General features: G+C 48.2%; 22 protein-coding genes and 1 tRNA gene. 6 read left to right on the plus strand and 17 right to left on the minus strand.

Annotation, left to right across the window (positions count from 1 at the left end):
- Window positions 1–22: 22 nt before the first annotated feature.
- From ACQ5ES_RS08050 to ACQ5ES_RS08060, 3 genes are all read right to left on the minus strand, one after another.
- Window positions 23–874 (minus strand): universal stress protein, encoded by an 852-nt coding sequence (locus ACQ5ES_RS08050; RefSeq protein ID WP_445015650.1) that lies wholly within the window; start codon window positions 872–874, stop codon window positions 23–25.
- Between the two features lie 16 nt (window positions 875–890).
- The gene (locus ACQ5ES_RS08055) at window positions 891–2,381 is read right to left on the minus strand and encodes a SulP family inorganic anion transporter (RefSeq protein ID WP_445015652.1); all 1,491 of its coding nucleotides are present in this window, start codon (window positions 2,379–2,381) and stop codon (window positions 891–893) included.
- A gap of 245 nt (window positions 2,382–2,626) precedes the next feature.
- Window positions 2,627–4,066: a YdgA family protein gene (locus tag ACQ5ES_RS08060; protein ID WP_445015654.1), complete on the minus strand. Its 1,440-nt coding sequence runs from the start codon at window positions 4,064–4,066 to the stop codon at window positions 2,627–2,629.
- 330 nt (window positions 4,067–4,396) lie between these two features.
- Between ACQ5ES_RS08060 and ACQ5ES_RS08065 the strand changes: the two genes are divergently transcribed.
- From ACQ5ES_RS08065 to ACQ5ES_RS08075, 3 genes are read left to right on the plus strand one after another with little or no spacing between them, the layout of a single operon-like run.
- Window positions 4,397–5,050 (plus strand): DUF1707 SHOCT-like domain-containing protein, encoded by a 654-nt coding sequence (locus ACQ5ES_RS08065; RefSeq protein ID WP_445015656.1) that lies wholly within the window; start codon window positions 4,397–4,399, stop codon window positions 5,048–5,050.
- Window positions 5,051–5,105: 55 nt separating this feature from the next.
- On the plus strand, window positions 5,106–7,313 hold the full coding sequence (locus ACQ5ES_RS08070) for an OsmC domain/YcaO domain-containing protein (RefSeq protein ID WP_445015658.1): 2,208 nt from the start codon (window positions 5,106–5,108) through the stop codon (window positions 7,311–7,313).
- Window positions 7,297–7,635, plus strand: coding sequence for a TraR/DksA family transcriptional regulator (locus ACQ5ES_RS08075; protein WP_445015660.1), 339 nt, complete (start codon window positions 7,297–7,299; stop codon window positions 7,633–7,635). The genes ACQ5ES_RS08070 and ACQ5ES_RS08075 overlap by 17 nt, the downstream gene beginning before the upstream one ends.
- On the opposite strand, the gene ACQ5ES_RS08080 is transcribed toward ACQ5ES_RS08075, so the two are convergent.
- The 4 genes from ACQ5ES_RS08080 to arcC are packed head-to-tail and all read right to left on the minus strand — an operon-like array spanning window position 7,632 to window position 10,687.
- A complete protein-coding gene (locus tag ACQ5ES_RS08080) occupies window positions 7,632–8,156 on the minus strand; it encodes an NUDIX hydrolase (protein WP_445015662.1) in 525 nt (174 codons plus the stop codon). The two genes, ACQ5ES_RS08075 and ACQ5ES_RS08080, sit on opposite strands and share 4 nt — an antisense overlap.
- Before the next feature lie 33 nt (window positions 8,157–8,189).
- Window positions 8,190–9,029 carry a patatin-like phospholipase family protein gene (locus tag ACQ5ES_RS08085; protein WP_445015664.1) on the minus strand — a complete coding sequence of 280 codons (840 nt, stop codon included), beginning with the start codon at window positions 9,027–9,029 and terminating at the stop codon, window positions 8,190–8,192.
- Window positions 9,030–9,053: 24 nt separating this feature from the next.
- Window positions 9,054–9,773 (minus strand): EamA family transporter, encoded by a 720-nt coding sequence (locus ACQ5ES_RS08090; protein ID WP_445015666.1) that lies wholly within the window; start codon window positions 9,771–9,773, stop codon window positions 9,054–9,056.
- Between the two features lie 11 nt (window positions 9,774–9,784).
- Window positions 9,785–10,687, minus strand: a complete 903-nt coding sequence (arcC, locus tag ACQ5ES_RS08095; protein WP_445015667.1) for a carbamate kinase — start codon at window positions 10,685–10,687, stop codon at window positions 9,785–9,787.
- Window positions 10,688–10,976: 289 nt separating this feature from the next.
- On the opposite strand from arcC, the gene ACQ5ES_RS08100 reads away from it, so the two are divergent.
- Window positions 10,977–12,062, plus strand: a complete 1,086-nt coding sequence (locus ACQ5ES_RS08100) for a zinc-binding metallopeptidase family protein (RefSeq protein WP_445015668.1) — start codon at window positions 10,977–10,979, stop codon at window positions 12,060–12,062.
- A 2-nt stretch (window positions 12,063–12,064) separates the two neighbouring features.
- Here ACQ5ES_RS08100 and ACQ5ES_RS08105 read toward each other — a convergent pair whose 3' ends face one another.
- Window positions 12,065–12,805 carry a proteasome-type protease gene (locus ACQ5ES_RS08105; RefSeq protein ID WP_445015669.1) on the minus strand — a complete coding sequence of 247 codons (741 nt, stop codon included), beginning with the start codon at window positions 12,803–12,805 and terminating at the stop codon, window positions 12,065–12,067.
- A 146-nt stretch (window positions 12,806–12,951) separates the two neighbouring features.
- Here ACQ5ES_RS08105 and ACQ5ES_RS08110 point away from each other — a divergent pair, with 146 nt between their 5' ends.
- Window positions 12,952–14,403, plus strand: a complete 1,452-nt coding sequence (locus tag ACQ5ES_RS08110) for a circularly permuted type 2 ATP-grasp protein (RefSeq protein ID WP_445015670.1) — start codon at window positions 12,952–12,954, stop codon at window positions 14,401–14,403.
- Window positions 14,404–14,405: 2 nt separating this feature from the next.
- Window positions 14,406–15,326: an alpha-E domain-containing protein gene (locus tag ACQ5ES_RS08115; protein ID WP_445015672.1), complete on the plus strand. Its 921-nt coding sequence runs from the start codon at window positions 14,406–14,408 to the stop codon at window positions 15,324–15,326.
- Window positions 15,327–15,380: 54 nt separating this feature from the next.
- Here the strand turns inward: ACQ5ES_RS08115 and ACQ5ES_RS08120 are convergent, their stop codons facing one another.
- The 9 genes from ACQ5ES_RS08120 to rpsU all read right to left on the minus strand — a co-directional run bounded on the left by ACQ5ES_RS08120 (window position 15,381) and on the right by rpsU (window position 26,754).
- Complete coding sequence (locus ACQ5ES_RS08120; protein ID WP_445015674.1) at window positions 15,381–15,935, minus strand: YaeQ family protein; 555 nt, start codon at window positions 15,933–15,935, stop codon at window positions 15,381–15,383.
- Window positions 15,936–15,991: 56 nt separating this feature from the next.
- Window positions 15,992–17,533, minus strand: a complete 1,542-nt coding sequence (locus ACQ5ES_RS08125) for a S10 family peptidase (RefSeq protein WP_445015676.1) — start codon at window positions 17,531–17,533, stop codon at window positions 15,992–15,994.
- A 68-nt stretch (window positions 17,534–17,601) separates the two neighbouring features.
- Window positions 17,602–18,708 (minus strand): GGDEF domain-containing protein, encoded by a 1,107-nt coding sequence (locus ACQ5ES_RS08130; protein ID WP_445015678.1) that lies wholly within the window; start codon window positions 18,706–18,708, stop codon window positions 17,602–17,604.
- A gap of 382 nt (window positions 18,709–19,090) precedes the next feature.
- Window positions 19,091–21,166: a S8 family peptidase gene (locus ACQ5ES_RS08135; protein ID WP_445015680.1), complete on the minus strand. Its 2,076-nt coding sequence runs from the start codon at window positions 21,164–21,166 to the stop codon at window positions 19,091–19,093.
- A 133-nt stretch (window positions 21,167–21,299) separates the two neighbouring features.
- Window positions 21,300–21,376, minus strand: a tRNA-Ile gene (locus tag ACQ5ES_RS08140).
- Between the two features lie 78 nt (window positions 21,377–21,454).
- A complete protein-coding gene (locus tag ACQ5ES_RS08145; protein ID WP_445015682.1) occupies window positions 21,455–22,249 on the minus strand; it encodes an amidohydrolase family protein in 795 nt (264 codons plus the stop codon).
- A 148-nt stretch (window positions 22,250–22,397) separates the two neighbouring features.
- Window positions 22,398–24,230 (minus strand): RNA polymerase sigma factor RpoD, encoded by a 1,833-nt coding sequence (gene rpoD, locus ACQ5ES_RS08150; RefSeq protein ID WP_445015684.1) that lies wholly within the window; start codon window positions 24,228–24,230, stop codon window positions 22,398–22,400.
- 307 nt (window positions 24,231–24,537) lie between these two features.
- The gene (gene dnaG / locus ACQ5ES_RS08155; protein ID WP_445015686.1) at window positions 24,538–26,325 is read right to left on the minus strand and encodes a DNA primase; all 1,788 of its coding nucleotides are present in this window, start codon (window positions 26,323–26,325) and stop codon (window positions 24,538–24,540) included.
- Window positions 26,326–26,538: 213 nt separating this feature from the next.
- On the minus strand, window positions 26,539–26,754 hold the full coding sequence (rpsU, locus tag ACQ5ES_RS08160; RefSeq protein WP_034733010.1) for a 30S ribosomal protein S21: 216 nt from the start codon (window positions 26,752–26,754) through the stop codon (window positions 26,539–26,541).
- Between the last annotated feature and the right edge of the window lie 29 nt (window positions 26,755–26,783).

The following is a 26,783-nucleotide window of genomic DNA, read 5'->3' on the forward strand; positions in this document are numbered from 1 at the left end:
TGCGTTCTCGGCTATAACTAAGTTAGCGCAGCACCAGCACTGGTGTTGTGCTTTCCTGCAACATACGCATGGTCGTACTACCGACCAGAAACTGTCGAATACGCGAGTGTCCGAACGCACCCATCACCATAATGTCGATGCTATTTTCGGTTTGGTACTTGTGTAAACTCTCTTCAACATCACCGGCTAACAGCTTAGTTTCGACCTCGTGCCCGGCCGCGCGAAGGTGTTCAGCTGCCCAATCCAGACGCTCCTGATTGTCAGCGGTTTCTGCATCAATCATCACCAAGTGCACTGGCATACCCTTAAACATTGGACTCTTTGCCAGCAGTTCAATGCCTTTTTTAGTCGTGGCGCTGCCATCGTATGCCAGCATTGCGCTTTTCGGCTCTTGAAATTCATCGGGTGTCAGTAGCAACGGGCGGTGCACGGTGCGAATCACAGTTTCGAGATGACTGCCAACTTTATGCATTTGATTCACCGAGTCTTCGCCATGCAGACCAAGCACGGCGAGACGTACATCCATTTCCATATCAAGCAAAGTGTCCGCCAACTCACCGTGACGTTGCCGCTGGTGTACATCGGTTACACCTGTGTTGCGAACCTTTTCTTCAGCTTGTTCGAGTAACATGTGGCCATGCTTTAACGCTAACTTGGCGCGTTCTTCGTCAAGCAAAGCCAGTTGCTCCAATAAGTGCTCACGCGTACCAAGACCAATATTACCGGTAATATCTGTACTAGCTTCTAAAGTTGAATCTTCTAGCACATGTAGCAACATCAGTGGCGCAGTCAATTGTTTCGCTGCCCACGCTGAGTATTCACAGACTGCCGTGTTGGCTGTGGCACCATCTATACATCCAATTACATAAGACATCTTGTTCTCCTGCGGCTTAGTGGCCGCCCATAATTTCGTCAGTAGCGCCAGGTTTATCATGGACGCCAAAGCGGTCAACGATTGTTGCACTTGCCTCATTCAGGCCGAGCACTTCTACATCGGCACCCTCACGACGGAATTTCAGTACGACTCGATCTAAAGCTCCCACGGCAGTGATATCCCAGAAATGCGCACGCGTTAAATCAATCACTACTTTATCGACTGCTTCTTTGAAGTCAAAGGAAGCGACAAATTTATCTGCAGAACTAAAGAAAACTTGACCTGTTACGTGATACTGACGTTCTGTTCCGGCGTCATCTATGGACGAACTAACATGCATGAAGTGGCCAATTTTATTAGCAAAAAACATAGCAGCCAGTAACACACCCACACCGACACCAATGGCCAGGTTATGGGTAGCTACCACTACCACCACCGTGGTCACCATTACAATATTGGTCGACAACGGATGCTTGCGCATTTTGCGCAATGAATCCCAGCTAAAGGTACCGATAGCAACCATGATCATAACAGCAACCAAAGCAGCCATTGGAATTTGCTTCAGCCACTCATCGAGCACCAGAATCATTATCAGAAGATAGACACCGGCCAACAAGCTAGATAATCGCGTACGTCCGCCAGATTTTATGTTGATCACCGATTGACCAATCATCGCACAACCGGCCATACCACCAAGCAGACCAGCGCCGACATTGGCAATACCCTGACCTTTACACTCACGGTTCTTGTCACTTTCTGTATCTGTCAGGTCATCAACAATGGTTGCGGTCATCATCGACTCCAGCAAACCAACAACTGCCAAACCGACAGAGTACGGCAAAATAATACCCAGGGTTTCAAGATTCAGCGGAACATCAGGCCAAAGAAAAATCGGTAGTGTATCGGGTAACTGCCCCATGTCGCCCACGTTACGAATATCGATATTGAAAAATATAGCAACAAGAGTCAGGCTGATAATACAAATCAGCGGTGATGGCAGTAATTTACCTACGTAAGGTACATAGGGGAATAGGTAAATAATCCCAAGTCCAGCTAGCGTCATCGCGTATACATGCCAGGTCACATTGGTTAGCTCTGGCAATTGCGCCATAAAAATCAAAATCGCCAAAGCGTTGACAAACCCAGTGACTACGGAACGCGAAACAAACCGCATTAATTCACCAAGTCTTAAGTAGCCTGCAGCAATTTGCAGCAGCCCGGTCAATAAGGTCGCCGCCAGCAAATATTCTAAACCATGGTCACGGACGAGCGTGACCATTAGTAATGCCATTGCCCCCGTAGCGGCAGAAATCATGCCCGGCCGACCACCGGTAAATGCAATAATAACTGCGATGCTAAATGATGCATAAAGGCCGACTTTTGGATCCACGCCAGCAATAATAGAGAAGGCAATTGCCTCAGGGATAAGCGCCAAGGCCACTACGATACCCGCGAGCAGGTCGCCACGGATATTCGAGAACCATTGAGTTTGAATGGTCTTAAACATAGTTGTCATCACTTGTTAAGTTAAGAAATTAGAAACAGATACTGCATCAACAGCCACACTAAGCGTCGACGAATTAAAGAAGAGAAAGCTGTTACGTCTAGGGTGGCGTAAGCAGGAACAAGGGCCCAAACTCCATAGTTGGTAATTAGTTTGGGCAGCAGCCCATCAGAGGCCGCGGATCATACAGAAAAATGACCGCTTGGGCAAATTTAGGGCGGCATTAGTTGCCGCCTTTACTCCCGAGTTTACTTTCCAGCCATGGCTTGGTTTAACGGGGTCGATTGGCCATTAATAGTGACGACACCGTCGGCAACAGTAAGATCGAATACGTAGTTATCATCTTCTTCGCGCAGCATACCTTGCTCGATAGATGCCTCAATCATCATTGCTGTTTGTTGCGCCGCAATCTGCTCTAACTCTTCGGCGGTCAGTTCGCTGGCTTGTCTAGTCTTGACCAAACTCATGTACACATAGCTTTTTGCCGCCCACTGCAACAATGGCTTCGCTACCGTCGCATAGCTGTTTACGCGCATGTGTTCGCGCCAAAAAACATTATCTCCGAATGATTGTGGTAAGGCCGTTACGCCCGCTACTGACATCTCCGCATTAGCATGAAACTCACCCTGCGGCAGGATACCGCTAAATTCCGTAATCGCTAATTCGGGTTCAGCTTGTAATAACGCCAACCCTTGAGCTTGAAACAGCTCTGACATCATCGCGGAAAACTGCTGTGGATCACCATCGTAGCTGTTTCGCATTTGTTCTAAATAGCTATCTAAGAATGACTTCTCAATATTGTTTATAGCAGTATTGAAACGAAGATTTTCTGCCTCGACGCCATTTATCCGCAAACTCGTAGCAGCATAATTCATGCTCATGTGGGCAAGGGTAGTCTCAGCGTTGGTCTCATTAGTAACGGATGTGATGTAATCCATTGCTAATTCATTCACCCCGACAACCTCACCAACCTCAGCTGTGGTTACCACCAACGAGTCAAACGTAAGTTCACCAGTACCTTCGTAGAATTCTCCTCGCAACATGGTTTCAATGGTCGCGTTGGCCGACATGCCAAGTTTGGCATTGCGCAGTTCGAGCATCACCGATTCCACACTTAAAACCAAGTCAGAAAAGAGTCCGTTATAAGTAAAATTTTCGCCATCGTAGCTCCCTTGTCCTACATATTCAGCCAGAGCAAAGCTAACCTCACCAGTATTGGTGTTGTTATTCAGCTGTGGCATGACATCGTGATAGGTTGCTTTGCCAGCTAGGTTTACGCTGCCTTGCTGCAAGTAAAGTGGTTGCTCTTTGTCCCACTGAACATAGTCTTCAAGGCCTTGGCCGACGTTGGTTAACTGCCAGGATGCCAGCCCCAGCGACAAACCTTGGTCGGTCAAAATGGGGCCATGCTGCAACGACAGCTGAAACTCCGACGTCGCCATTCTAGCTTCGACTTCGTCACTGAAACCCAAAGCGTTTAGATCGACCCCGACTTCAATCAGGGCATTGGAACTGAGCCAACCACGGTCATACCTGACCACACGCGCTTGGTAAACCGGCTGCGAACTATCAAAAAGCGCAACCTGATCTTGAATTGCAGACTCAGTTTGCGAACCAATAAAGTAAGGAGTAATGGAGAGTCCTGCTGCCACTACCACAGCGCCGATAACAATGCCTTTCTTGCTCATAAAAGTTGATCCAAACTTAGACGTTTAAAGTAACGGGAATATAACAAAAAAGATCGTTCTTATCATCGCTTTTTACCGTTAATCTTTGTCCAATACCTAATCAAGGTGGTTGCCATGAATTCGCAACGCTACCCCTGTGCCAACGAATACCAGGCTATTAACGGAAAACGTTAGGTTTTTGACACTATTTTGTGGTTTTTGGCTATAGTTGGTTAAATTGCCTACCTGAAACAGCTGAAGTTTATAAATAAATGCTATAAATACAGTGCGTTAAGTTTTGGCACCTATATTGCATAGATTTTAGCATGGCTCGAATAATAAGGAACAACTATGCCTGTTAAACTCGAAGATCGTCCAATTGAGCAAGTCCGCGAAGAAACCGTCGACAAACTCATCGTCAACTACAGCCGTGCTATTATTTCCGCCGAAGCTTTTGAGCGCCGGCTTGATGAAGCTATGGCAACCGACACCCATCAAGAATTAGTCGACTTAGTTGCTGATCTACCACTTGAGGCGGACACCAGTTACGACGACAAAAAAGAACGCTCATTCACACCCAATTATGCCGCATCCGGGAATTCAGTGGATGACAAATTAATCAGTATTCTCGGCTCTAACGTGCGCGACGGGCAATGGGTGGTACCGAAAAAAATCGTCGTAGTCGATGTGCTGGGCTCTGCAAAGATTGATTTTACTGATGCCATATTTCAACATCAAAATATCGAAATTAATGTCACCAACGTGATTGGCAATCTCGAAATATTCATTCCAGAAAACGTCAATGTATCGAGCCGAGTGTTTAATATTATTGGCTCGACGGAAAATAACGCGCCCTCAATGGCAGGTCGTCAGGCTCCGCAAATCACTATCACCGGGTGGTCGCTGCTTGGTTCCGTAGAAATTTCCGTGAAACGTACCATGAAAGAAAAGTTAGTCGCCTTTGCAAATAATATGCGTGAAGCTTTCGGCATGGAAAAGCGCTAACTTATCAGGGATAATAGCGGGCATACCTCCTCATTCGTAACCTCGGTAGCCCGCCATGGAAATTAAAGTAAACTTTCTCGACAATCTGCGCCTTGAGGCTAAATTTGATGACTTCACCGTTATCACAGATCAGCCTATTCGTTATAAAGGCGACGGTTCAGCGCCGAGTCCGTTTGATTACTTCCTGGCATCGTCAGCGTTATGTGCCGCTTACTTCGTTAAGGTCTATTGCGTCTCGCGCGATATCCCCACTGACAACATTCGCTTGTCGCAAAATAATATTGTCGATCCCGAAAACCGCTACAACCAAATCTTTAAGATCCAGGTGGAACTACCGGAAGATATTTCCGCTAAGAATCGGCAGGGAATTTTGCGCTCAATCGAGCGGTGTACCGTTAAAAAAGTGGTCCAAACGAGCCCTGAGTTCCAGATAGAAGTAGTTGAGAATCTTGATGAGGATGCACAGGCCTTGCTGATGGGTGCACCAGACGGCAGCGAACTCACCTACATCGAAGGTAAAGATCTGCCACTTGAGCAGACCATTGCCAACATGACACAGATCCTTGCCGACCTAGGTATGAAAATTGAAATTGCATCGTGGCGCAACATCGTTCCTCATGTGTGGTCGTTACATATTCGCGATGCCGCATCGCCAATGTGCTTTACCAATGGCAAAGGTGCTACCAAAGAAGCAGCGCTGGCCTCAGCACTCGGTGAGTTCATTGAACGTTTAAGCTGCAACTTCTTTTATAACGACCAGTATTTCGGCGAAGAGCTCGCGAATGCTGAGTTTGTTCATTACCCCAACGAAAAATGGTTTAAACCAGATGCCGATGACAGCCTCCCAGAGGGTATTCTGGATGCCTATTGTCGCGAAGTTTATGATCCTGATGGCGAGCTGTCCGCATCACACTTGGTTGACACCAACTCAGGCAACACTGAACGCGGCATCTGTGCCTTGCCGTTTGTGCGTCACTCCGATGGCGAGACAGTGTTCTTTCCTTCGAATTTGATCGAGAACCTGTACTTGAGTAACGGTATGAGCGCCGGTAACACCTTCCCGGAAGCCCAAGTTCAATGCTTGTCGGAGATCTTCGAGCGAGCAGTGAAAAAACACATTATTGAACAGGAAATTGCCCTGCCTGACGTACCTGATGCGGTGCTTGCCAAGTATCCCCACTTAGTTGAGGGCGTGCAGGCCTTGGAAAGCCAGGGCTATCCGGTGCTGGTCAAAGATGCCTCGCTTGGCGGACAATTCCCAGTCGCCTGTGTGACCTTGATGAACCCTCGTACCGGTGGTGTGTTTGCGTCATTTGGTGCCCATCCAAGTATGGCGGTGGCAATTGAACGCAGTCTGACTGAGCTACTACAAGGTCGCAGCTTCGAAGGTCTTAACGACCTGCCACCACCAACTTTTAACAGTATGGAAGTCACCGAGCCCAATAACTTTGTCGAACATTTTATCGATTCCTCAGGTGTTATTTCCTGGCGTTTCTTTAGTTCACGCAGTGATTTCGACTTCTGTGAATGGGATTTTTCTGGCTCCAATCAACAAGAAGCCGATACCTTGTTTGGCATCTTTACAGACATGGGAAAGGAAGTTTACGTCGCCCAGCACAATGACCTCGGCGCTCCCGTTTGTCGGATTTTGGTGCCCGACTATTCCGAAGTTTATCCGGTTGAAGACTTGGTTTGGGATAACACCAATCAGGCTCTGAACTTCCGTCAGGACATTCTTAATCTGCATCAACTCGACGCCGCTCAGCTTGAGGATTTAGTCGAGCGACTCGAAGAGAGCCAGCTCGATAATTACACCGATATTATCACTTTGATTGGTGTTGAATTTGATGAAAATACCGTATGGGGTCAACTCACCCTACTTGAACTCAAACTGTTAATTTATCTAGCGCTGCAACGTCATGAAGAAGCGCTGGAGCTGGTCGAAGCCTTCTTGCAATACAATGACAACACCGTCGAACGGGTACTCTTCTACCGCGCCATGCAAGCGACACTGGAGATTGAACTTGATGAAGAGCTGCAAATGGCAGACTTCCTGCATAACCTGCAACGCATGTATGGGGTCGACACCATGCGCGCAGTCGTAGATTCGGTTGACGGGGCGGTTAAATTCTCTGGCCTAACGCCAACCAACATGCAACTGGACGGTCTCGACAAGCATCAACGCTTACTCGATAGCTACAAGAAGCTGCATGCGGCACGGGCACGCAATAAGGAACATAGTCACCATGACAAATTCCAGTGATTTAAATCTTGAACAACTGAAACAACGCATCGAAACGCTGATTGCTGAAATCTCCGAGTCGCTCGCCAGCGATAACACCGCCACCGTAGAACTCGATCAGTCACGCGTGGGACGACTGTCACGGATGGACGCCCTGCAAGGTCAACAAATGGGTTTAGCGCAACAGCGCCGCAATGAACAACGGCTTAAAGCACTGCATGGAGCACTGCGACGCATCGAAACCGGTGATTACGGTTATTGTTTTGTTTGTGGGGATGAAATTGCAAAACAACGTCTCGAGTTTGACCCCGCGGTCACCCGCTGTATCGACTGTACCGACTAAGCAACACTCAACTCATCCGCCAAATGTTTCAGCACTCGGGTTTCCCGATGAATCGACAACCCCATGGTGGCGGGAGCTTCACGCAGTACTTTTTCGTTATGCCGAATCGCGTCGTCTAGCTTAATCCATTGCGGACCCATGCCATTTGCGATTTCATAGTGCTCCATTTTAGTAGCCACTGACTCAACTGCGACATCACATTGATACCAATAAGACTTCTGGTACATGATCGGCCATTGCGGTTTCCAATAGGGTTGATATTCACTCACCATACCAAAAGGTTGAGGTTGACCGACGACCAGTACCCCCGCCTCTTCATGAAGCTCACGCTTTAGAGCTGACAGATGATCTTCATGCTCATCGATACCACCGCCAGGGAAACTAAAATCGTCATAGCGTTCGGTATAAAGCAGTAATATCTTGTCGTCACGAAGCACAATTCCGCGCACCGCTTGTCGATGAAGCTTATCGCCAGTTAGATCCTGTAACGCCGGGTGTATTAAATCAGCAATTAAGCGCATAGAAAACGTGTTCTCTTAGGTCGGAAACAAATGTTAAAGATGATCAATATGCTCGAACGCGGCACGCAAACCAGCATTATATCCTACATCTAAGCGTTCGCGTAACCGCGTAAAGCGACCGACTGGCATGTCTTCAGGCGGCGCGATAATGTGTACGACACAATCTTCAGGTGGGTTCTCAATAAAATCGACAGTGGCATTGTAACGTTCAGCTCGGTCTTCGATAGCATCACATAATTTGGGGTAGTTACTCAAAATACGCCGCGTGATGCCTAAGGAGCGTCCGTTTTTTTTGCGATAGCCGCTTGCGCGGGAAAGGATAACGGTAATTTCGCGAGCTCCCATTTCATAAGCTTTGAGTACCGGAATCGAGTCCGCTACACCACCATCGGTCATGGCCACGCCATCAACCTCGGGAAAGTCACGAAATGCTAACGGAATGGCACAAGAAGCTGGGAAAAGCTGGTGCAAGTTGTTGTCGGTGACTTCAATGTAGCAAGGTGCGCCGTCATCAACACGGGTCGTTACTACATAAAGAGGCACCTTAGCCGATAAATAGCGTTCAAAGTGCAATTCAATGGTATTGTACGAGGTGCGCCAGAGCCACTCAACATCGCAGAAGTGACCGCCAAGCAAGCCTCGCATCGGGTTGATGAAATCTTTCGACTGCGCTAACTCTGTTAGGATTCGGTAACTACGTTGATAATCATCGGTAAGATAGCCAATTAAATTGGTCGAGCCAGCGGACACACCAAGTGCAAAATCACAGGGCTTAAAGGACTCACGCATAAAGCCATCAAGCACACCGGCCGCAAAAATACCGCGCATCGCACCGCCCTCAACAACCAATGCTCTCGATTGATCTGTCTTCATAGTCCCTATTTACCTTAGTGCGACTTAGATTAATGCTTTGCGACGACTCGAATGTACACTTAATGCAGTGACGGTAATTAAAATCAGCGCCATACCTGCCATTTGTACTATGTCGAGTTCTTCACCTAAAACCACAACACCGAATAACGAGGCGGTTACGGGCTCCACCATAGCCACTATCGAGGCGATAGCCGGCGCAGTATAATTCAGTCCGACGATATAGAAAATAAACGACAGGCCCGCGCCCAGGACTCCCAACAGCACCAATAAAGGCAAGCTTGGGGTGGAGAGTGCTGCCACTACCCGATGCGCGTCACCGACCAAGATTAGAATAATCGAAAGCATCGCAAACGCTATCAGAAGAATCGCTTGTGGACTACCGTGCGGAGCCGCATATTTAAAACCGAAAATGAATAACGCGTATGACAAGCCTGAGAGTAAGCCTGTGGCTACCGCTATCCATGTCACTTCTGCCGTGCCCAGTGCGTAAATTTGTGTCAGCAGCACCACCCCCAACATGACCAAAACAATAGCCAGCCACTTGAACAGCGAAGGCGTCTCCAGGCCGACCGCGCCACGGTAGAATGACACCGTCAAGGCATCCCACCCCCGTTCCATCAGAATGGCTCCGATGCCGCCCGATATACCCCAGCAAAACGCAGCAAGTGTCACCAACAATGTACTTCTGCCGACCCACTTACCGGGCGTTGCTAACCTTAAAGGAGCATGTAAACGCAACCCCATAAGCTTTATCCTTAAGAGATGTGTGTACCAGCTGTACCTTGCAACATACCGAGCGCATCTTCCATTGCCCCTATCGCACTAAAACGACCCTGTCGGGCAAACCGTGCCGCAGCTATTAACTTAGGTCGCATCGATCCCTCTGGCGCGTCAAACTCCTCCGCTTCGCTGGCGGTCATTTGGTTAATTGCGCGCTCACTCGGACCATCAAAGTCTTGGTAGACCGCGGCAACATCAGTCAGTAGCAAAAGTGCATCGGCGTTGACCTGTTCGGCGAGTAAGGCACTGGCGGCATCTTTGTCGATTACCGCTTCAACCCCCGTATAAGTCCCGTCCTTCTGACGCACAATCGGAATACCGCCGCCGCCGATACAAATGGTGATCACCTGTTGCTCAAGCAGAATTTTGACAACCTTCAGATCCTGTATGTTTTTCGGCTCGGGAGATGGCACCACCCGGCGCCAGTTAGCGCCGTCTTTAGCAATCGTCCAGCCATGTCTTTGCGTTAATTTCTCGGCCTGCTCTTTATCGTAAACCGGACCGATAAATTTGCTTGGGTTGTCAAAATGGGGATCATCAGCATCGACAACAATCTGCGTGAGTAAGGTAGCGACGGCATACCCCTCGCCCAATTGATTCTCGAGTTCCTGTTCAAGCAGATAGCCGATCATGCCCTCAGATTCGGCTCCTAAGATATCCAGTGGAAACGCTTTGTCAGCATCATAGGCATTGTTCTGTAACGCTAGCAGACCTATTTGCGGGCCATTACCATGCGTCACCACCAATCGGTGGCCTGCCCGCACGATATCTGCCAGCGCGCGCACGGCTCTCTTCACATTAGTTCGCTGATTGTCGGCGGTGACATCTTCGCCACGACGCAACAGTGCATTGCCTCCTAAAGCCGCTACCACCAACATTGAACCTCCTCGCGAGTACAGTAGAGTTCTTTGTAGGGTTCTTTGTAAAGTTCTTCAGGTAAACCCTAGTTGATTGCCGTGGGATCCGTCCAGTTAACTGCAGCGCTGCGCTGAGAATAATCATCTGGAACGATTTAACAGCCTTGGGCATAGCTCTATCGATATGAAATTGCGGTATTTTTGCCATAATACTGAACGCTTTTTTAGTAACGTGTTAAAATAGTGCATAAAATGAACGTTCAAAATTAACGCTCAATACAAAAGAGCATCGGACCCTTGGTACTTAATTATGCAAACTTTCTCTTGTCAGTGTGGTAATACTCTGCATTTTGCTAACACTCGCTGTGTCAGCTGTGGGCTAATGTTGGGTTTTATGCCTGATGAAAAAAAGCTGAGTGCCTTTACCCGCCATGACAAAGGGGTTTGGCGAGCCGCAGCCAACGGTAGACTCTATCGCCAGTGTAAGAATTATTCTGTACAGGACGTATGTAACTGGATGATTCCGATTGAGCAGCACGGTGAATTATGTGCTTCCTGCGAGTTAACCAGAACTATTCCTAATCTGGATCAACCTGATAACAGGCGACTTTGGGCACGAATGGAGCGAGCCAAACGGCGTTTGCTTTATACCCTTTATAAACTTCAGTTGCCGGTCATTTCACGGCAACAAGATCCGCTGCAGGGTCTGGGTTTCGAGTTCCTTGAAGATCAGACTGAAGACGAGTACGGCAACGAACTGACCGTTAAAAACTTCGTCACCACCGGCCATAATGCGGGCATCATTACGCTTGATCTAAAAGAAGCTGAGCCAAGTTCACGTGTAAAAATGCGCGAAGAAATGAACGAGCAATACCGTACTCTTGTGGGCCATTTTCGTCATGAATCCGGTCATTACTATTGGGACAGACTGGTACGTAACAGCGACTGGTTAAATGAATTCCGCGAACTTTTTGGTGATGAGAGGCTGGATTACACCTATTCCCTGCAACATTATTATGAGCAGGGTCCGGCTCCCGACTGGCATAAAGTGTGGGTCAGCGCGTATGCCAGCATGCACCCCTGGGAGGACTGGGCGGAAACCTGGGCACACTACCTGCACATGGTGGATACCTTAGAAACCGCCAGTGACTTTGATTTCAGCGTATCCTCACACCAGGTCATCAACCCTTTGCAGCAGCTACCGCAAACTAATGAGGCCAAAAGCGAAGCGCATTTTAATCAGCTGTACAACGACTGGTGTCGGCTAACGGCAGTATTAAACGCGCTTAATCGCAGCATGGGACTGGATGATGCTTATCCTTTTGTACTGTCGAACATCGCCATCGATAAACTTCGTTTTGTACACAAGGTCATAAGCTCAGCTCATAGCAATTAAATTTAATCCTCTTTTTCCCAATCAAATCTTGGCAGGCCGGAAAAAGCCTGTCGCAGCCCTTCATTCCACTGTTTCTGCATAGATTTATACATCGGGCTGAAAGCGCTGTATTTATTGTGCCAAGGGGCGGCAATACTATCATCAGTGTAAATCGCCAGTTCAATCGGTAAACCTACACTGATATTACTGCGCACGGTAGAATCAAGGGATACCATGGCACAACGAGCAGCGTCTTCCAGTGATGTATTGGGCGTAATAATACGATCCAAGATCGGTTTGCCATATTTGTTTTCGCCGATCTGTAAATACGGCGTATCTTCAGACGCACTGATGTAATTCCCCTGCGGATAAATCATATAGATTTCACATGTTTTTCCGGCAATTTGCCCACCGAGAATGAAACTGGCTTCAGCACTGGCATTACTTTTTTCCAGTGCCGGCGCGTGCTGTTGCTGCTCTTTTTGACTCAAATTTCCAATGTAACTAGCGACATCATACAAGTGTTTGCCTTTACGCAAATCAAACGCTGCCTCAGGATCTTCCAGATCTGAGTTTATCGCGTTGAGTACCGACTGTGAGGTTGCCAGACTGCCCGCCGAAAGCAGCACCACAGTGCGCTCACCAGGCCAGGTAAACCGATGCATCTTACTGTAGGTCGCCACATAATCCACCCCAGCATTGGTGCGCGAGTCAGACGCAAACACCAAGCCTTTATTAACACGAATTGCCAAACAATAGGTCACAAAATACTCCAAAAAATATCAGCTGATGCTCAGCCTAAACTCCGCATATTCTCTATGCAAGTCGTCCTAAAAACAAACAATTTTGCATTTTTGCTGTAACTAACGCTATCTTTATATAAGGTAATCAAACACAAAGAGGACTGTGCATGACCATTCGTTGGGGAAGCTATAAAGTCACTAATTTGTACGATGAATTATTACGAGCGTCAGGCAAGCCACGTGCAGCGGCCGAAATAATATGCAGCTATTTGCGCAACCTGACCGACGACGATCTTGAGGAATTCAAGGTTGCCGCAGAGTCTGCCATTCATGTCATGGGCATTAGTTTTCGGGTCTATCATGAAGACGAAGGCTCTATCGATCGAGCCTGGCCTTTTGACATTATTCCCAGAATTATCGACAAGAAGGAATGGCTCAAGATAGAGTCAGGGCTGAAACAACGCATCAAAGCTCTGAATATGTTTATCGATGATCTCTACAACGATCAGAAGATTATCAAAGACGGTGTATTTCCCGCAGACTTGCTGAAAAAGTCTAAGAATTTTTTGCCTCAGTGCAAGGGTGTTCACCCACCACTGGGAATATGGGCACATATTTGCGGTTCGGATTTGGTTAGAGATAACGACGGCACAGTTTATGTGCTTGAGGATAATTTACGTATTCCTTCCGGAGTGTCTTACATGCTTGAAAACCGCAAGGTGATGAAGCGTGTTTTCCCCGAAATGTTCGAGCAATACAGTATTTTGCCAGTGGACGACTATCCCTCTCAACTCTATGACACATTATGCCAGTTATCGCCCAGAGACATTGAGCAACCAGAAATCGTGTTACTGACTCCGGGTATCTACAACTCTGCCTATTTTGAGCACGCTTACCTCGCTCAACAAATGGGAGCAGAGGTGGTTGAAGGGCGCGATTTGTTCGTAGATGACGACGATATTGTCTATATGCGCACTATTGAGGGACCCGCGCGAGTGGATGTGATTTATCGGCGGGTAGATGACCACTTTATCGATCCCGAGGTATTCAATCCCGATTCTATGCTCGGTGTTCCCGGTCTGATGCGAGCCTGGCAAGCTGGTAAAGTAGCACTCGCCAACGCCCCTGGCTCAGGGGTTGCCGATGATAAGGTGGTGTACGCCTTTGTACCCGATATCATTAAGTATTATTTAAATGAAGAGCCCATCATCCCTAACGTTCCCACCTATAAGTGTATTAACAAGGAGGAACGCGATTATGTCATTGAAAATATACATAACATGGTGGTTAAACCGGCCAATGAATCCGGCGGCGCTGGCATGCTGATTGGTCCCCATGCCAGTAAAGCAGAATGTGAGAAGTTTAAGCGTCTGGTTCGCAGGGATCCTCGTAACTACGTCGCACAGCCAATGCTGATGCTATCCACGGCGCCAACCTTGATTGAAAATAAAGCCGAGCCCAGACATTTAGATTTACGCCCTTTTGTCTTAAGTGGCAAAGACATTCAGGTCACCATGGGCGGACTAACCCGGGTGGCCCTGCGCAAAGGTTCTATTGTGGTCAACTCGTCTCAGGGTGGCGGCAGTAAGGATACCTGGATAGTGGATATGGAGGCTTAATCATGTTGTCACGAGTAGCAAGCAATTTATTCTGGATGGCTAGGTACCTTGAGCGAGCCGAAAACACCGCTAGGGTGATTAACGTTAACTCGCACCTGTTAATGGATTTACCACGCACGGTAAAGCTTGGCTGGGAGCCGATCATAGATATTTTGTCAGTCCGAGAAGATTTCTATGACCACTATGAGGAAGCCGATGAGCACAGTGTGGTCAAATATATGGTCACAGATAAAAACAACCCTAGCTCGATTATCAGCTCGCTCACCATGGCTAGGGAAAATGCCCGAACCATCAGGGAGATTATTCCTACAGAGACCTGGGAGCAGATCAATACCTTATATCTGTCGGCAATGAAGAACCGCCAGGCGATGCTTGGCCGACGCCATCGTTACGAAGCTCTGAGTGATGTCATCCGTTCCAATCAAACCATCACCGGGATGCTATCCGGCACCATGACCCAAGATGAAGGCTACGCCTTTTTACGCATCGGACGCAATCTTGAGCGGGGGGATATGACCACCAGAATTATTGATGTGCGCTCGGCCACTTTGCTGCCAGAACTTGATCATGAGCTATCGGCGTTCGACAATATTCAATGGATGGGCGTACTTAAATCGATGTCTGGGTATCAGATGTACCGACGGGAAATGCGCCTGCGTATCAACCGCGCCGACGTGCTGAAATTCCTTTTGCAGGAATCCCGCTTTCCGCGCTCCTTGTTGCATGCCCTCGAGCAAGTAAAGGAGCTGTTGCAGGAGCTGCCACACCATGAAAGCGCGATAGTGCCTATTGATAAGCTGCAATCGAAACTGTTAAAAGCCAAACCCCAAGCGTTAAAGCAAGAGAGCCTGCACGAGTTTATTGATGAAATGCAGCTCGGTTTGATTACGATTGCAGAGGAGATCAGTGAGACGTACTTTTAAAGGTACACTTTTAAAGGTACATAGTACGGCTTTTGGCGCAGAACAAATGGCAGGTTACAACGGGGCCTTCGGCATTTCACCATGCCAACACTCCAGCGCAACGGTCATTTGTTCAGCATCATCACTGATGTACAGCTGACCGTCGCTAATCATCACGCCCCAATGTGTTGAGCGTTGTAATTTTGCAGCAATTTCAGCTAATTCGTCTTGCGGTAACACAAAAACATTCACATTGGTTAAGTGAGCAAACTGCGGTAGCACCTTTTCTCGCCACAACCGCGCATTGCCGTACACAACTACCGACATCTGCGGTGCACGCCGACTGGCTTTGATAACCCGTACCGCATCAGGCAGACCAACATCAATCCAATGCTGAATTTCACCAGTGAGATCCATTTCCCACAGTGCGGCCTCGTCGCTATCAGATAATCCGCGGCCGAAGGCTAACTGCGGATGATAAAACATCGCATAAGCCAATACTCGTGAGGCTAAGCGCAGCTCTGTCTCGGACGGATGTCGGGCAACGGTAAATTTCACACTCTCATAAACGCCACGATCAGTATCCGAAATATCCAGAGAGATTTTATAAGGGGTTGCTTGCAATGCCATTTCGGTACCTAAGTGAGGGGCGCGAAGCTCACCTGAGCTCCGCGCTATCAGGATGGTTAATCGGTATTACCAGTCTGCGTCTGAATAAACTGCCGAGTATCTTCAAGTAAAGCTTTTCGAGCTGGTTCATGCACATACATCATGTGGCCACCATGATAGTAATGGTAGATGATGTCGTCACGGGCAATACCATGGCGGTTAAGTGTGTACTCAGCGTCAAAAAATGGGGTGACGAGGTCGTAATATCCCGAGCTTACCATGACTTTCAGAGCAGGATTACTGCGTAGTACCGCGGCCAAATCCGGAGCCGTGTTCACGTAATGAGGCTCCCACGACCGCCCCTCAGGTAGAGGGCTCCAACGCCATTTGCCAGAAAGCTCAGGATCCGACGGATTGAGGTACTTACGGTTCCAGTCAATACCTAAGTCATTACCCATGTAATACATTAGTGCCGCTTTGTAAGCAGGCGAGATCACGCGGGCCGCGTCACCTTCAGGACGTGCCGCAACATCATCGCGTTCATCTTGGGTGTAGCGGCTATCGAGGCGCCCCACGGCAATACCTTCGTCGCGTCGCAACTCCTTAGCAAAGCGAAATGCATTGATGCGTAAGTCGACGCGTTCGATGTACTCTTTGCTTAAGCCCGTAAAGTGTTGCAGTTCGCTCACCAACTCCGCTCGCTTGTCTGCGCTCAGCAGATTGCCCTGAAACAAGCCCGGCAACAGTTCTTGTGTTGCGAACTCACGGCTTTCTTGAATGAAAGCTTCAAAGTCGCCCGAGTTATCCACTTTGCCGTGATACCAAGCTGTCGCCGCCATGGTTGGCACATAGGTGATGTAGGAAATAATATTGTCGTCAACGTACGGGGTAGAACCTTGGTAATCTAAAGCCTGCGAAACAAACACAATGCCGTTGACGTTGATCACGTAGTCATCGAGCAACACTTTAGCAACTGCCGCAGCGCGGGTGGTGCCAAAGCTCTCACCTAACAAGAACACCGGTGAGTTCCAACGATTATTGGCGGTTAGCCACTTGGCAATGAACGCTGCCATTGAGTTGGCATCTTCGGTCAGGCCCCAAAAGTCTTCCTTTTTACCTTTGCCGATTGCACGTGAAAAGCCCGTACCAACGGGATCCACAAATACCATGTCGGTGACATCAAGAATGGTTTCTGGTGCGTCTTTAATGGTGTAAGGAGCAACGCCTGGATGCTCTGCGTCACTGGGTACGACGATACGCTTGGGACCATAACCACCCATATGCAACCAGTTCGAAGACGAACCCGGTCCGCCGTTCCAGATAAAGGTTACCGGGCGGTTGTTGTCGCTTTTAACCACATAATCAAACGAAAATATCGCCGCCGTTGGCTTACCCTCGCCATTGCGAATATAGGTTTCACCGGCGTCCACCGTGTAGGTCAGGCGTTCGCCATTAAAGATGCCTTGGTGCTGCGAGTGAAAGCGCGTCGGCTCGGCAATCGCTTGTTCTGCTTGCTCTTTATCTGACGCAGTCGCGTCAGTTTTTGCCGAAACGCTGGTGGGTAGCGCCACCAACAGAAGAACAGATAAAAAAACGAGAGAGTTGGTCAATGATTTCACTGTTTTATTTCCTATCAGGCCGATTTCGTCAGGTTACCACAAATAGAAAAAACAATGCCATGCATGGTTTAAATGTGTTCGCCCCCCTCGTGACACATCATGACGCGGTTCCTGCCCTCCCGCTTACCTGCATAAAGCATCTTATCGGCTCGCGTGATAACAGCATCAAGATCAACGTCTTCAGCGTGCGCTGCAGCAATACCGACGGTGACGCTCAGCCGTAGTTCGCTCATTTCGTCGTTTAATGGCAGCGCTGCAACATTGTTCTTCAAGCGCTCAGCCACCATTTTCGCATCGTCGGGGCTGGTATGCGACAGCGCCACCACAAACTCTTCGCCACCAAAGCGCCCTATCACATCTGACGGTCGTAGAGATTGCGCACAAGCCTCAGCTATTTTGGTCAAAATCAAATCACCGCGAGTGTGACCCCAGGTATCATTGATGCTCTTAAAATGATCCACATCGATCATGAACAAGGAGAACGGTGAGTTTTCCAACCGAGAACGTTCTAACAGAGTCTCGGCCCGCTTCATGAAGTAACTTCGACTGTCTAATCCCGTCAAAGTGTCCCGCTCAGCAACCATGCGCAATTGTGCTTCCAGTGATTTTCGATGTTCTATTTCCTTAAGCAGGTTACGGTTCTGGTCCAGCTCTTCGTGAAGTAACGCAAATTGCTTGCGCTGCAGAAATTCTAAACGCAACAACGCAAAATAGCCCACGACATTAGCCATAATCAACAACAGTGCTACATGCAGTGTATCGGTCGGTGACATTCCCGTAAAAAATACCACAGCAGCAAAAAAGCCAACACTTAAATAGAGGCTCGCTAACACCGCCACCGTAAGCAGGTTGGGGATTAAGAGATAGAAAGCCATGGTAGCGACTACCACTGCTGTTATCTGAGTGGAGAGGGTATCGGGGCGCAACGGAACGATTAAAATAATTCCCGTCGCAATTATCCACAGCGGCAAAGCATGAAACCAAACGTTACGTGAGTAACCACCCCAGCGCCCGAGCACGAATGCCAAAACCAGGCAGAGGCTAATCACCACAGTGCGCATGCTGAGCAGCAGATAATACTCGCGAGTTAGACCGAGCAGGTTGTAGTCGGTAATGGCAAACATGGCAAAGACCATCGACACCAGAACCAACGCAAGGCGGGACTCAAACCGCACGCTCTTTCTGATAGAATTGCGATATCTCAGCTCTTTACTAGTTTCGCGAAACTGCCCCGTCAACCAATCGACGTTATATTGTTTTTTAGTGATGACAACGCTCCTGTTTGCTGTGTAAAACGGTAATCCTGTCTCTTATCGCGATTGATGGATTGATGGATTTATGGTTTACGAATCATAACATTTTAATCATCGACGTCGACTAACTAAGCTGATGGTTGGCCATGCTCGGCGCTTCATTCTTGCCGGCTGAAATAAAAAAGGCAATTATTGATGATGTCCAAATTCGAATTTACTGTATGAGAAAAGTAAAAAGGCGCCAAATTGGCGCCTTTTTTTAGAGCTGTTGAACGCTGCACGCATTCACTGCATTGAGCAACAGTTATTGTACTTCAGACGTGATGTCCGTAGTGATGGTAAATGGCGTAGCAACACTAATATACCCAGTAACACGCAAAGTATAGGTTCCTGCCATATCCGTCCAGAACTGTATCACTTCAGGGTTGTCCAATGACGCACTGGAAGCCACTTCCACACCCTCTGGGTTTACGAGATAAAAGTCTAGATCAGCTACACCAGTCCAGTCCAATGTTGAAGTTACATTGACATCATTCGGATTAATTTCCAAAGGGAACTCTTGTACTTCTAGGTTTTCAGCCGAAACACCCATGGTACCAGAATCAATCTGTTGGCTGTTTGCGAAGCTGACATCTGGAGATAATAGAGCACCATCGACATCCATACGATCAAACATTACTTTCTTATTCAGAATGCGAACTTCCAAATCATGGACACCTTCACCCAAATTATCAAAAGCTACGGCAACATCCTTCGGTGACCCTCCGGACGCGTCAGCAGCATATAGTGTTTGAGTGCCCATAGAGCGACCATCTGCAATAAGTTCAATTGAAGCAGGGTCGTTATTACTGGCTAAAAAGTGAAAGCGTACCCGCTCGCCGCGTATTTTTGCAAAAATTGACGAGTGATTATTTTTAGCTTTAGCAATCGTTTGCTGAAATGCCGAATCATCCTGTTTACTTTGCCAATTACCCACGTAAACGAATTCTTCCGCGCTATTATCAGCTTGGTTCCACTCCCCCTGACTAGCCCACAACGTGTCGCCATTCAAAAAGGCAACGCGCTCGCCGGTGGTTACTTTCGCGCGATCAACAGCAGCTTTGACATCTATGTAGCCCGCCCCAACTTCGTGTGGCGCGTAATCCATCGGCTCTGCTGTATCTTTCAGAATTTGCTCGATTTGGTCAGGCGACAGATCCGGGTTAACTTCCAGCAGCAATGCAGCCACTCCGGCTACAAATGGAGTTGCCATAGAAGTACCGCTGATCGTATGGTAATACGCCAAATATTCAGGGTGCGCTGGATCAACTACCGGTCCCAATGCTCCAATAGCTGTATTCGGAGCACGAGTAGAAGTGATATTTTGTCCTGGCGCCGTGATATCCGGCAACTTGAACGGGTGACCAGCTACGCCACGACTTGAAAAGTCGGCTAGCTGTTTTTCAGGGGTGCCCGCCGCAACGTTAATGACCCAAGGTGCCACCGCATACTGATTAAGTGTATCTTCAGCAGGACCTGAGTTCGAGGCTGCAAAACTTACGACCATACCTTTGTTATAGGCTTCGAAGGAGGCTTTGTTGATCGGATTATTCGGATCAAATTCGGCGCCATCACCGCCGCCCCAGCTGTTGGTAATAATATCAATATCGAGACGGTCTTGATTCGCAATGGCATAATCAAACCCTAACAACGCATACAAGATAGAAATACCTTCCCCAGCGCCCAGGCCAATAAGATTTGCTCCTGGGGCTATGCCATCATGGTAGTACGCTCTTCGTTCATCGTTAACAGACGCCATGCCTGTGCCTGCAACGGTACCTGCAACGTGCGTACCATGACCTGAAGAAGTATCACTGTTTGGCACTCCCTCGATAAATGCGTTGCGTCCGCCAAGCAAATCGAGATCGCCGACAATCTTAACGTTCTCAACTGTTTTCGTCTGAAACTCTAGATCGGGATGCGTCGCATCCACTCCAGAATCAAGAACCGCGATAGTGACTCCATGGCCGACGACGCCATAATAATCGTGAACATAATGCCCACCGGTAATTTCACCCGACGTGTAATTACTGTATTCCAATGGAGCATTCGCGTAGACACTGCTAACCGCCGCATTTTCCATCAGTGCCTGCAACTGCAGCTTAGTAACAGTAGCACCAGCCATAGGCATGGTTTTCAGTGCAAGGTAAGGGATCCCAAAGTTTTGCAAAACTCGATCCACATTGCTGTGCTCGTCAAACGAGACGATGACATCGTACGGCCCTGTAAGGTTCTGTATATCTTGCGCCAGTTTCGGTCCTAACAATGCATCAGCGTGAACTGATGACGCGCCGAGCAGGCCTGAAGCTAAAATGCTTAAAGATAGAAGAGTTCTTTTCATTAGTATTCTCCAAAAAGATCGTGGTTGACCTTCACAGAGTTACATCTAATGTAGCAGTCTGATATAGGGGAGATCCCCTAGATTTTGATATGAATCGATGCTGGCGCTTACGCTCGGCAGAAATAATGCGAGATGGTGGCCCCTCCCAGACTTGAACTGGGGACCTACCGATTATGAGTCGGGTGCTCTAACCAACTGAGCTAAGGGGCCATTACGAACATGAATTTAAAAAGCGGGCGCAAGTATATGAGATTTCGGCCCGCTTGTCATGACCCCGAGGGGCTGTTTTTACAGTTTAATCTTGTAGAATTCGGCGGCGTTGCGCGCGAACACTTTATCGATCGCGTCTTCGCTGTTGAGCGCACCAGCAACAATTGAAATATCGGTTCGATTGAACGGTCGCTCAGCGCGGTTCGACGGCAGGTCAGTACCGAACATTAGACAGTCTGGATTGGTCTCGTACAATATTTTCACCGCTTCGACAATATTCACCTCGGTGCGCCCGAAACCACTGGCTTTGATGTGTACGCCTGCTTCTGCAAGCTTACGTATTTGTGACAAGCCCGAACGTGCCATACCAAGATGGTCAACCGATACTTTGGGTAGCTTAATTAGCTTTGGAATAATTTCATCAAGCTCACGGCTGTCGACATAAATTTCCAGATGCCAACCGGCAAGATCCCAAATGCGCATACCGAAATCGACTAAGTTATCGAGGCCGCTGACTACGCCACGCTTTAGGTTGACGCGCACGCCGCGTACACCACTGTCGCGCAGAGACAGAATTTTTTCATCAGAAACGGTACTTGGTAAGTTGGTGATGCCAACAAACTGATCTCCCAGTTTCTCCAGCGCAGGTTTTAGGTATTTTTGATCAAAGCCCTGCGAAGAGCCTGACACCACGACGCCACCCACGATGGGTAAGTCGCGTGTACGGTGTTTGTAGTCTTCCACCGAGAACGGTGGAGGCAAAAATCCCTGATTCTCAATCAACGGATACGCATCATTATAAATATGCAAATGCGCATCGATAATTCGACCCGGTTGTGGGGTATCAGTGATTTTCTGATCCATTGCTGTCATAAGGTATCCTTTTCAGCGAAGTTAGCCTCACCTTAACAAATTTAGCGGCAAATTTCACATCAGTCGCGTTTATGTTCACTACAAAAAAGCCCCTGAGCATTAGGCTACAAGGGCTTTCGAGGAAGTAAGCACTTACCTTTAGGCCTGCTTACTCGTCGAGGAACGACTTCAGTTGCTCAGAACGGCTAGGATGACGCAATTTACGTAATGCCTTAGCTTCAATCTGACGAATTCGTTCACGAGTTACATCGAACTGCTTACCCACCTCTTCCAAGGTATGATCGGTATTCATATCAATGCCAAAACGCATGCGTAATACTTTCGCTTCACGTTGGGTCAATCCACCAAGTACTTCGCGGACCGAGTTACGTAGGCTTTCAGAAGTAGCAGAATCAACCGGTAAATCGAGGGTTGTATCTTCGATGAAATCACCAAGGTGTGAATCTTCATCATCACCAATAGGGGTTTCCATGGAGATTGGCTCTTTGGCAATCTTCAGTACCTTACGGATTTTGTCTTCTGGCATCACCATACGCTCAGCCAACTCTTCCGGCAACGGTTCACGTCCCATTTCTTGCAGCATTTGCCGCGAAATACGGTTGAGTTTGTTGATCGTTTCAATCATATGCACAGGAATACGGATAGTCCGTGCCTGGTCCGCAATCGAACGAGTAATCGCTTGGCGGATCCACCACGTTGCATAGGTCGAGAACTTATAGCCGCGACGGTATTCAAACTTATCGACGGCTTTCATCAGACCGATGTTACCTTCTTGAATCAAATCCAAGAACTGCAAGCCACGGTTGGTGTATTTCTTCGCAATAGAAATAACCAAGCGCAAGTTCGCTTCAACCATTTCTTTCTTAGCACGACGTGCTTTGGCTTCACCAATCGACATGCGCCGGTTGATGTCCTTTACCTTTGCGATGGTCAAGCCCGTCTCGATTTCAACTTCTGACAGTTTGGCAATGCAACGCTCGAGTTCAGGACGCATGCTGTCCAGCGTTTCGGAGTAACCTGCGCCGTTAGCAATAGCTGCGTCTAACCAAGCCACACTGTTTTCGTTGCCAGCAAAAGCTTTCATGAATGCGCGTTTTGGCATTTGCGCCTGTTCTACACTCATTTTCATGATCAAGCGCTCTTGCACACGCACCCGGTACATCATGTCGCGCATGTCTTTAACTAAACGATCGAACTGTTTAGGGACCAGACGAAACTGCTTGAACAAGTCACTTAACGCATCAATTTCTTTGCGGGCTTTGGCGTTGTCACGACCGTGTTTGCTAATGGCTTTACGAGTTTTCTCGTATTGTCCACGCAATTCACCAAACTTCTGACGTGCAAACTCAGGGTCAATACCACCTTCGTTAGCATCGTCATCGTCATCATCGTCGTCATCATCTTCGTCTTCCAGCTCTTCTTTTGAGAGCTCAGAACCAATGTGTGTTGCGGCGACGGGGGCTTTATCCACTTCGTTTGGGTCGATGAAACCAGAGATGATGTCGGTTAACCGCATCTCTTCAGCTTCACATTGATCCCATTGATCAAGTAAAAAGTTAATCGCTTCGGGATATTCAGCAACTGAGCACTGGACCTGGTTAATGCCTTCTTCGATGCGTTTGGCGATATCGATTTCACCTTCACGAGTCAGCAACTCCACGGTACCCATTTCGCGCATGTACATGCGCACGGGATCGGTGGTACGACCAAGCTCACCGTCAACGCTAGCAAGCGCTTGAGCTGCTGCTTCCGCGGCATCTTCATCGGCGGTGTCTTCGCTCATCATCAAGTCATCGGCATCCGGTGCGTTTTCAAACACCTTGATACCCATGTCGTTGATCATGGCAATAATATCTTCGATTTGATCGGAATCTACAATCTCAGAAGGTAAATGATCGTTAACCTCAGCAAAAGTCAGGTAACCCTGTTCTTTTCCCTTGGCAATAAGAATTCTGAGTTGCGATTGACGACTCTGCTGCATACAGATCTACCACCTGTGATTTCAAATGGATAAGTAAAATCCGATCTTACACGGAAAATCAAATTCAAGACCGGAAATTGTAGCAGATTATGCAGTTTTGAGCCAGAAATTAATCAGTAACTTTGTCGGATTCGGCTCATTGCCAAGTCGCCTGTTCCGACCAATACGCCGTCTTTAAAGACCAGTGGCGCTATCATCACGTGCCGAAATCATACGACGGTTTTTTTCTTCCATTTTACGAAAATCGCTGCTTGAATAATTGTCACCATGCTTACCGTCAGAAACGACAAAGCTTTCGCAAATTTAACTAACTTTTTTTACGACTTTGCTCACTGGCTTCATCACCATTGGTATTTTTCTGCGCGCGATGCTGCATCAACGCCATATACTCTTTCTTCTCGGTATGCGTCAGCGGGGCTTCACGTTCTTTGGCTAATAGCTGGTTGGCACGCTGCTCGACAAATAAATCGATGAAGTACAAAAAGGTGTCGAAGAACTCCTGGCTAATTTTATCTTGGTCGAGATGGTGTTCCCAGGTGACTAACTGGCGTAACAGTTTTTCTTCCCTGGTATCGCGCCATAACTCAAGTAATTGTGCCGAAGTCAGATTTTGCTCGCGCGCCTGTTTGTGCAACTGCATAAACACCTGAATACCTGGCACCTTAAGTTGCCCCAGCGCCTCGTGCACCGGAACTTCTTGCGCCAGCTGCGGGTATTGCAACAGTAACGCAATTGCACGGCGGATCGGCGTGATCTTCAACTCTTCTCGTTTTACCGTCGTCGACTGTGCTTGCTTCACCTGCGCCGCAATCTGGGAAACCTCGCGTCTTAGCAACCGCGCCAACTCAGCCAATAAGGCTTCGCGATAATAGTCACTGGCAATGCGTTCAATAAGTGGTTTTGCCTGGCTCAATAGTGCAGCTCGACCGCTATCTGACGCCAAATCAAGCTGCTCAGATAGGTGGCTGAAAAAGTAGCTGGTAAAGCTCTGCGCTTGTCCAAGTCGCGCAGTAAAGGCTTCGGCACCTTCTTTGCGCACCAGACTATCGGGGTCTTCACCGTCAGGTAAGAACAGAAAACTTAGCTCCAGACCATCGGTAAGCAGAGGCAATGCATTTTCCAGAGCGCGCCACGCAGCATCTCGACCGGCGCGATCACCATCATAACAACACACCACTTTTCGCGTTGCCCGAAACAGCATCTGCAGTTGATCCGTGGTGGTCGCAGTGCCTAACGAGGCGACCGCGAAATCGATGCCCGCTTGCGCCAGTGCGACCACATCCATGTAGCCTTCCACAATCACTACTTGCTCGATCTGGCGGTGTGCTTGTTTTACCTCATAGAAACCATAGAGTTCACGCCCCTTATGAAAAATCCGTGTTTCCGGCGAGTTGAGATATTTCGGTCCATCACCCTCAAGAATACGCCCACCAAAACCAACCACGCGGCCACGGCGATCGCGAATAGGAAACATCACCCGGTCACGGAAGAAGTCATAATAACGGCCGTTATCGTTGCGATTTACCAGTTTAAGGTCGACTAACTGATCCCGTGCTCGTTGATCTTTACTGAGGGTCTTGAGTAACTCATCCCAACCGTCTGGGGCATAACCGATTTGAAATGCTTTGACGATTTCGCCGCTTAAGCCACGACCTTTCAAATAGTCGATCACCGTCGGGGCGTTTTTATGACGCCGCAGCTGATGCGCAAAAAACTTTGCTGCATGCTCCATCTGTTGATAGTCGTCAGCTGCTTGTTGACGTTTTCGCGCCTCAGCCTGGGGGTTAACAGAGGTCTCCCGCGGTACTTCCATACCCAACAGTGCAGCTAATTCTTCTACTGCATCGGGAAATTCTAAACCGTCATAACGCATCAGGAAATCAATTGCATTTCCGTGCTCGCCGCAACCAAAGCAATGAAAGAATTGTTTGTCTGGGGCAACCGTAAAACTCGGCGATTTTTCGTTATGAAACGGGCAACAGGCCTGATAGTTGCGACCTGCTTTTTTTAACGGCACACGGCTATCCACAACTTCAACCACATCGGCACGGTCGAGGAGATCGTGAATAAAGCTTTTGGGTATTAGGCCTGCCATGGTGTTTGTGTTCCGTTCGTCTGCACGTTATTGAGTTAGATAAATGAGTTAGATAAATGAGTTAGATAAATTGTACTTGCTTGAAGATAAATCGCAAAACCCAAATGAAAAAGCCGGACCACGTTTCCGTGCCCCGGCCTTCGAATAGTTACTGAGCGTTCCAGCAACCAGTCGCGACGTAAAAGCTAGCGACTCTCTATGCTAAGCGCAGGCTTAGTACAGACGAGTGCGGCGCGCGTTTTCGCGCGATAATTTCTTCGCGTGACGTTTTACGGCTGCAGCTTTCTTGCGCTTACGCTCTGAAGTTGGCTTTTCGTAGAATTCACGACGACGCACTTCTGAAAGTACACCGGCTTTTTCGCAAGAACGCTTGAAACGGCGTAATGCTACGTCAAACGGTTCGTTTTCTTTTACTTTAACAACTGGCATTAAAATCTCACCTCAATGAAAATTCTGTT

The organism is Pseudidiomarina xizangensis, assembly GCF_052541995.1.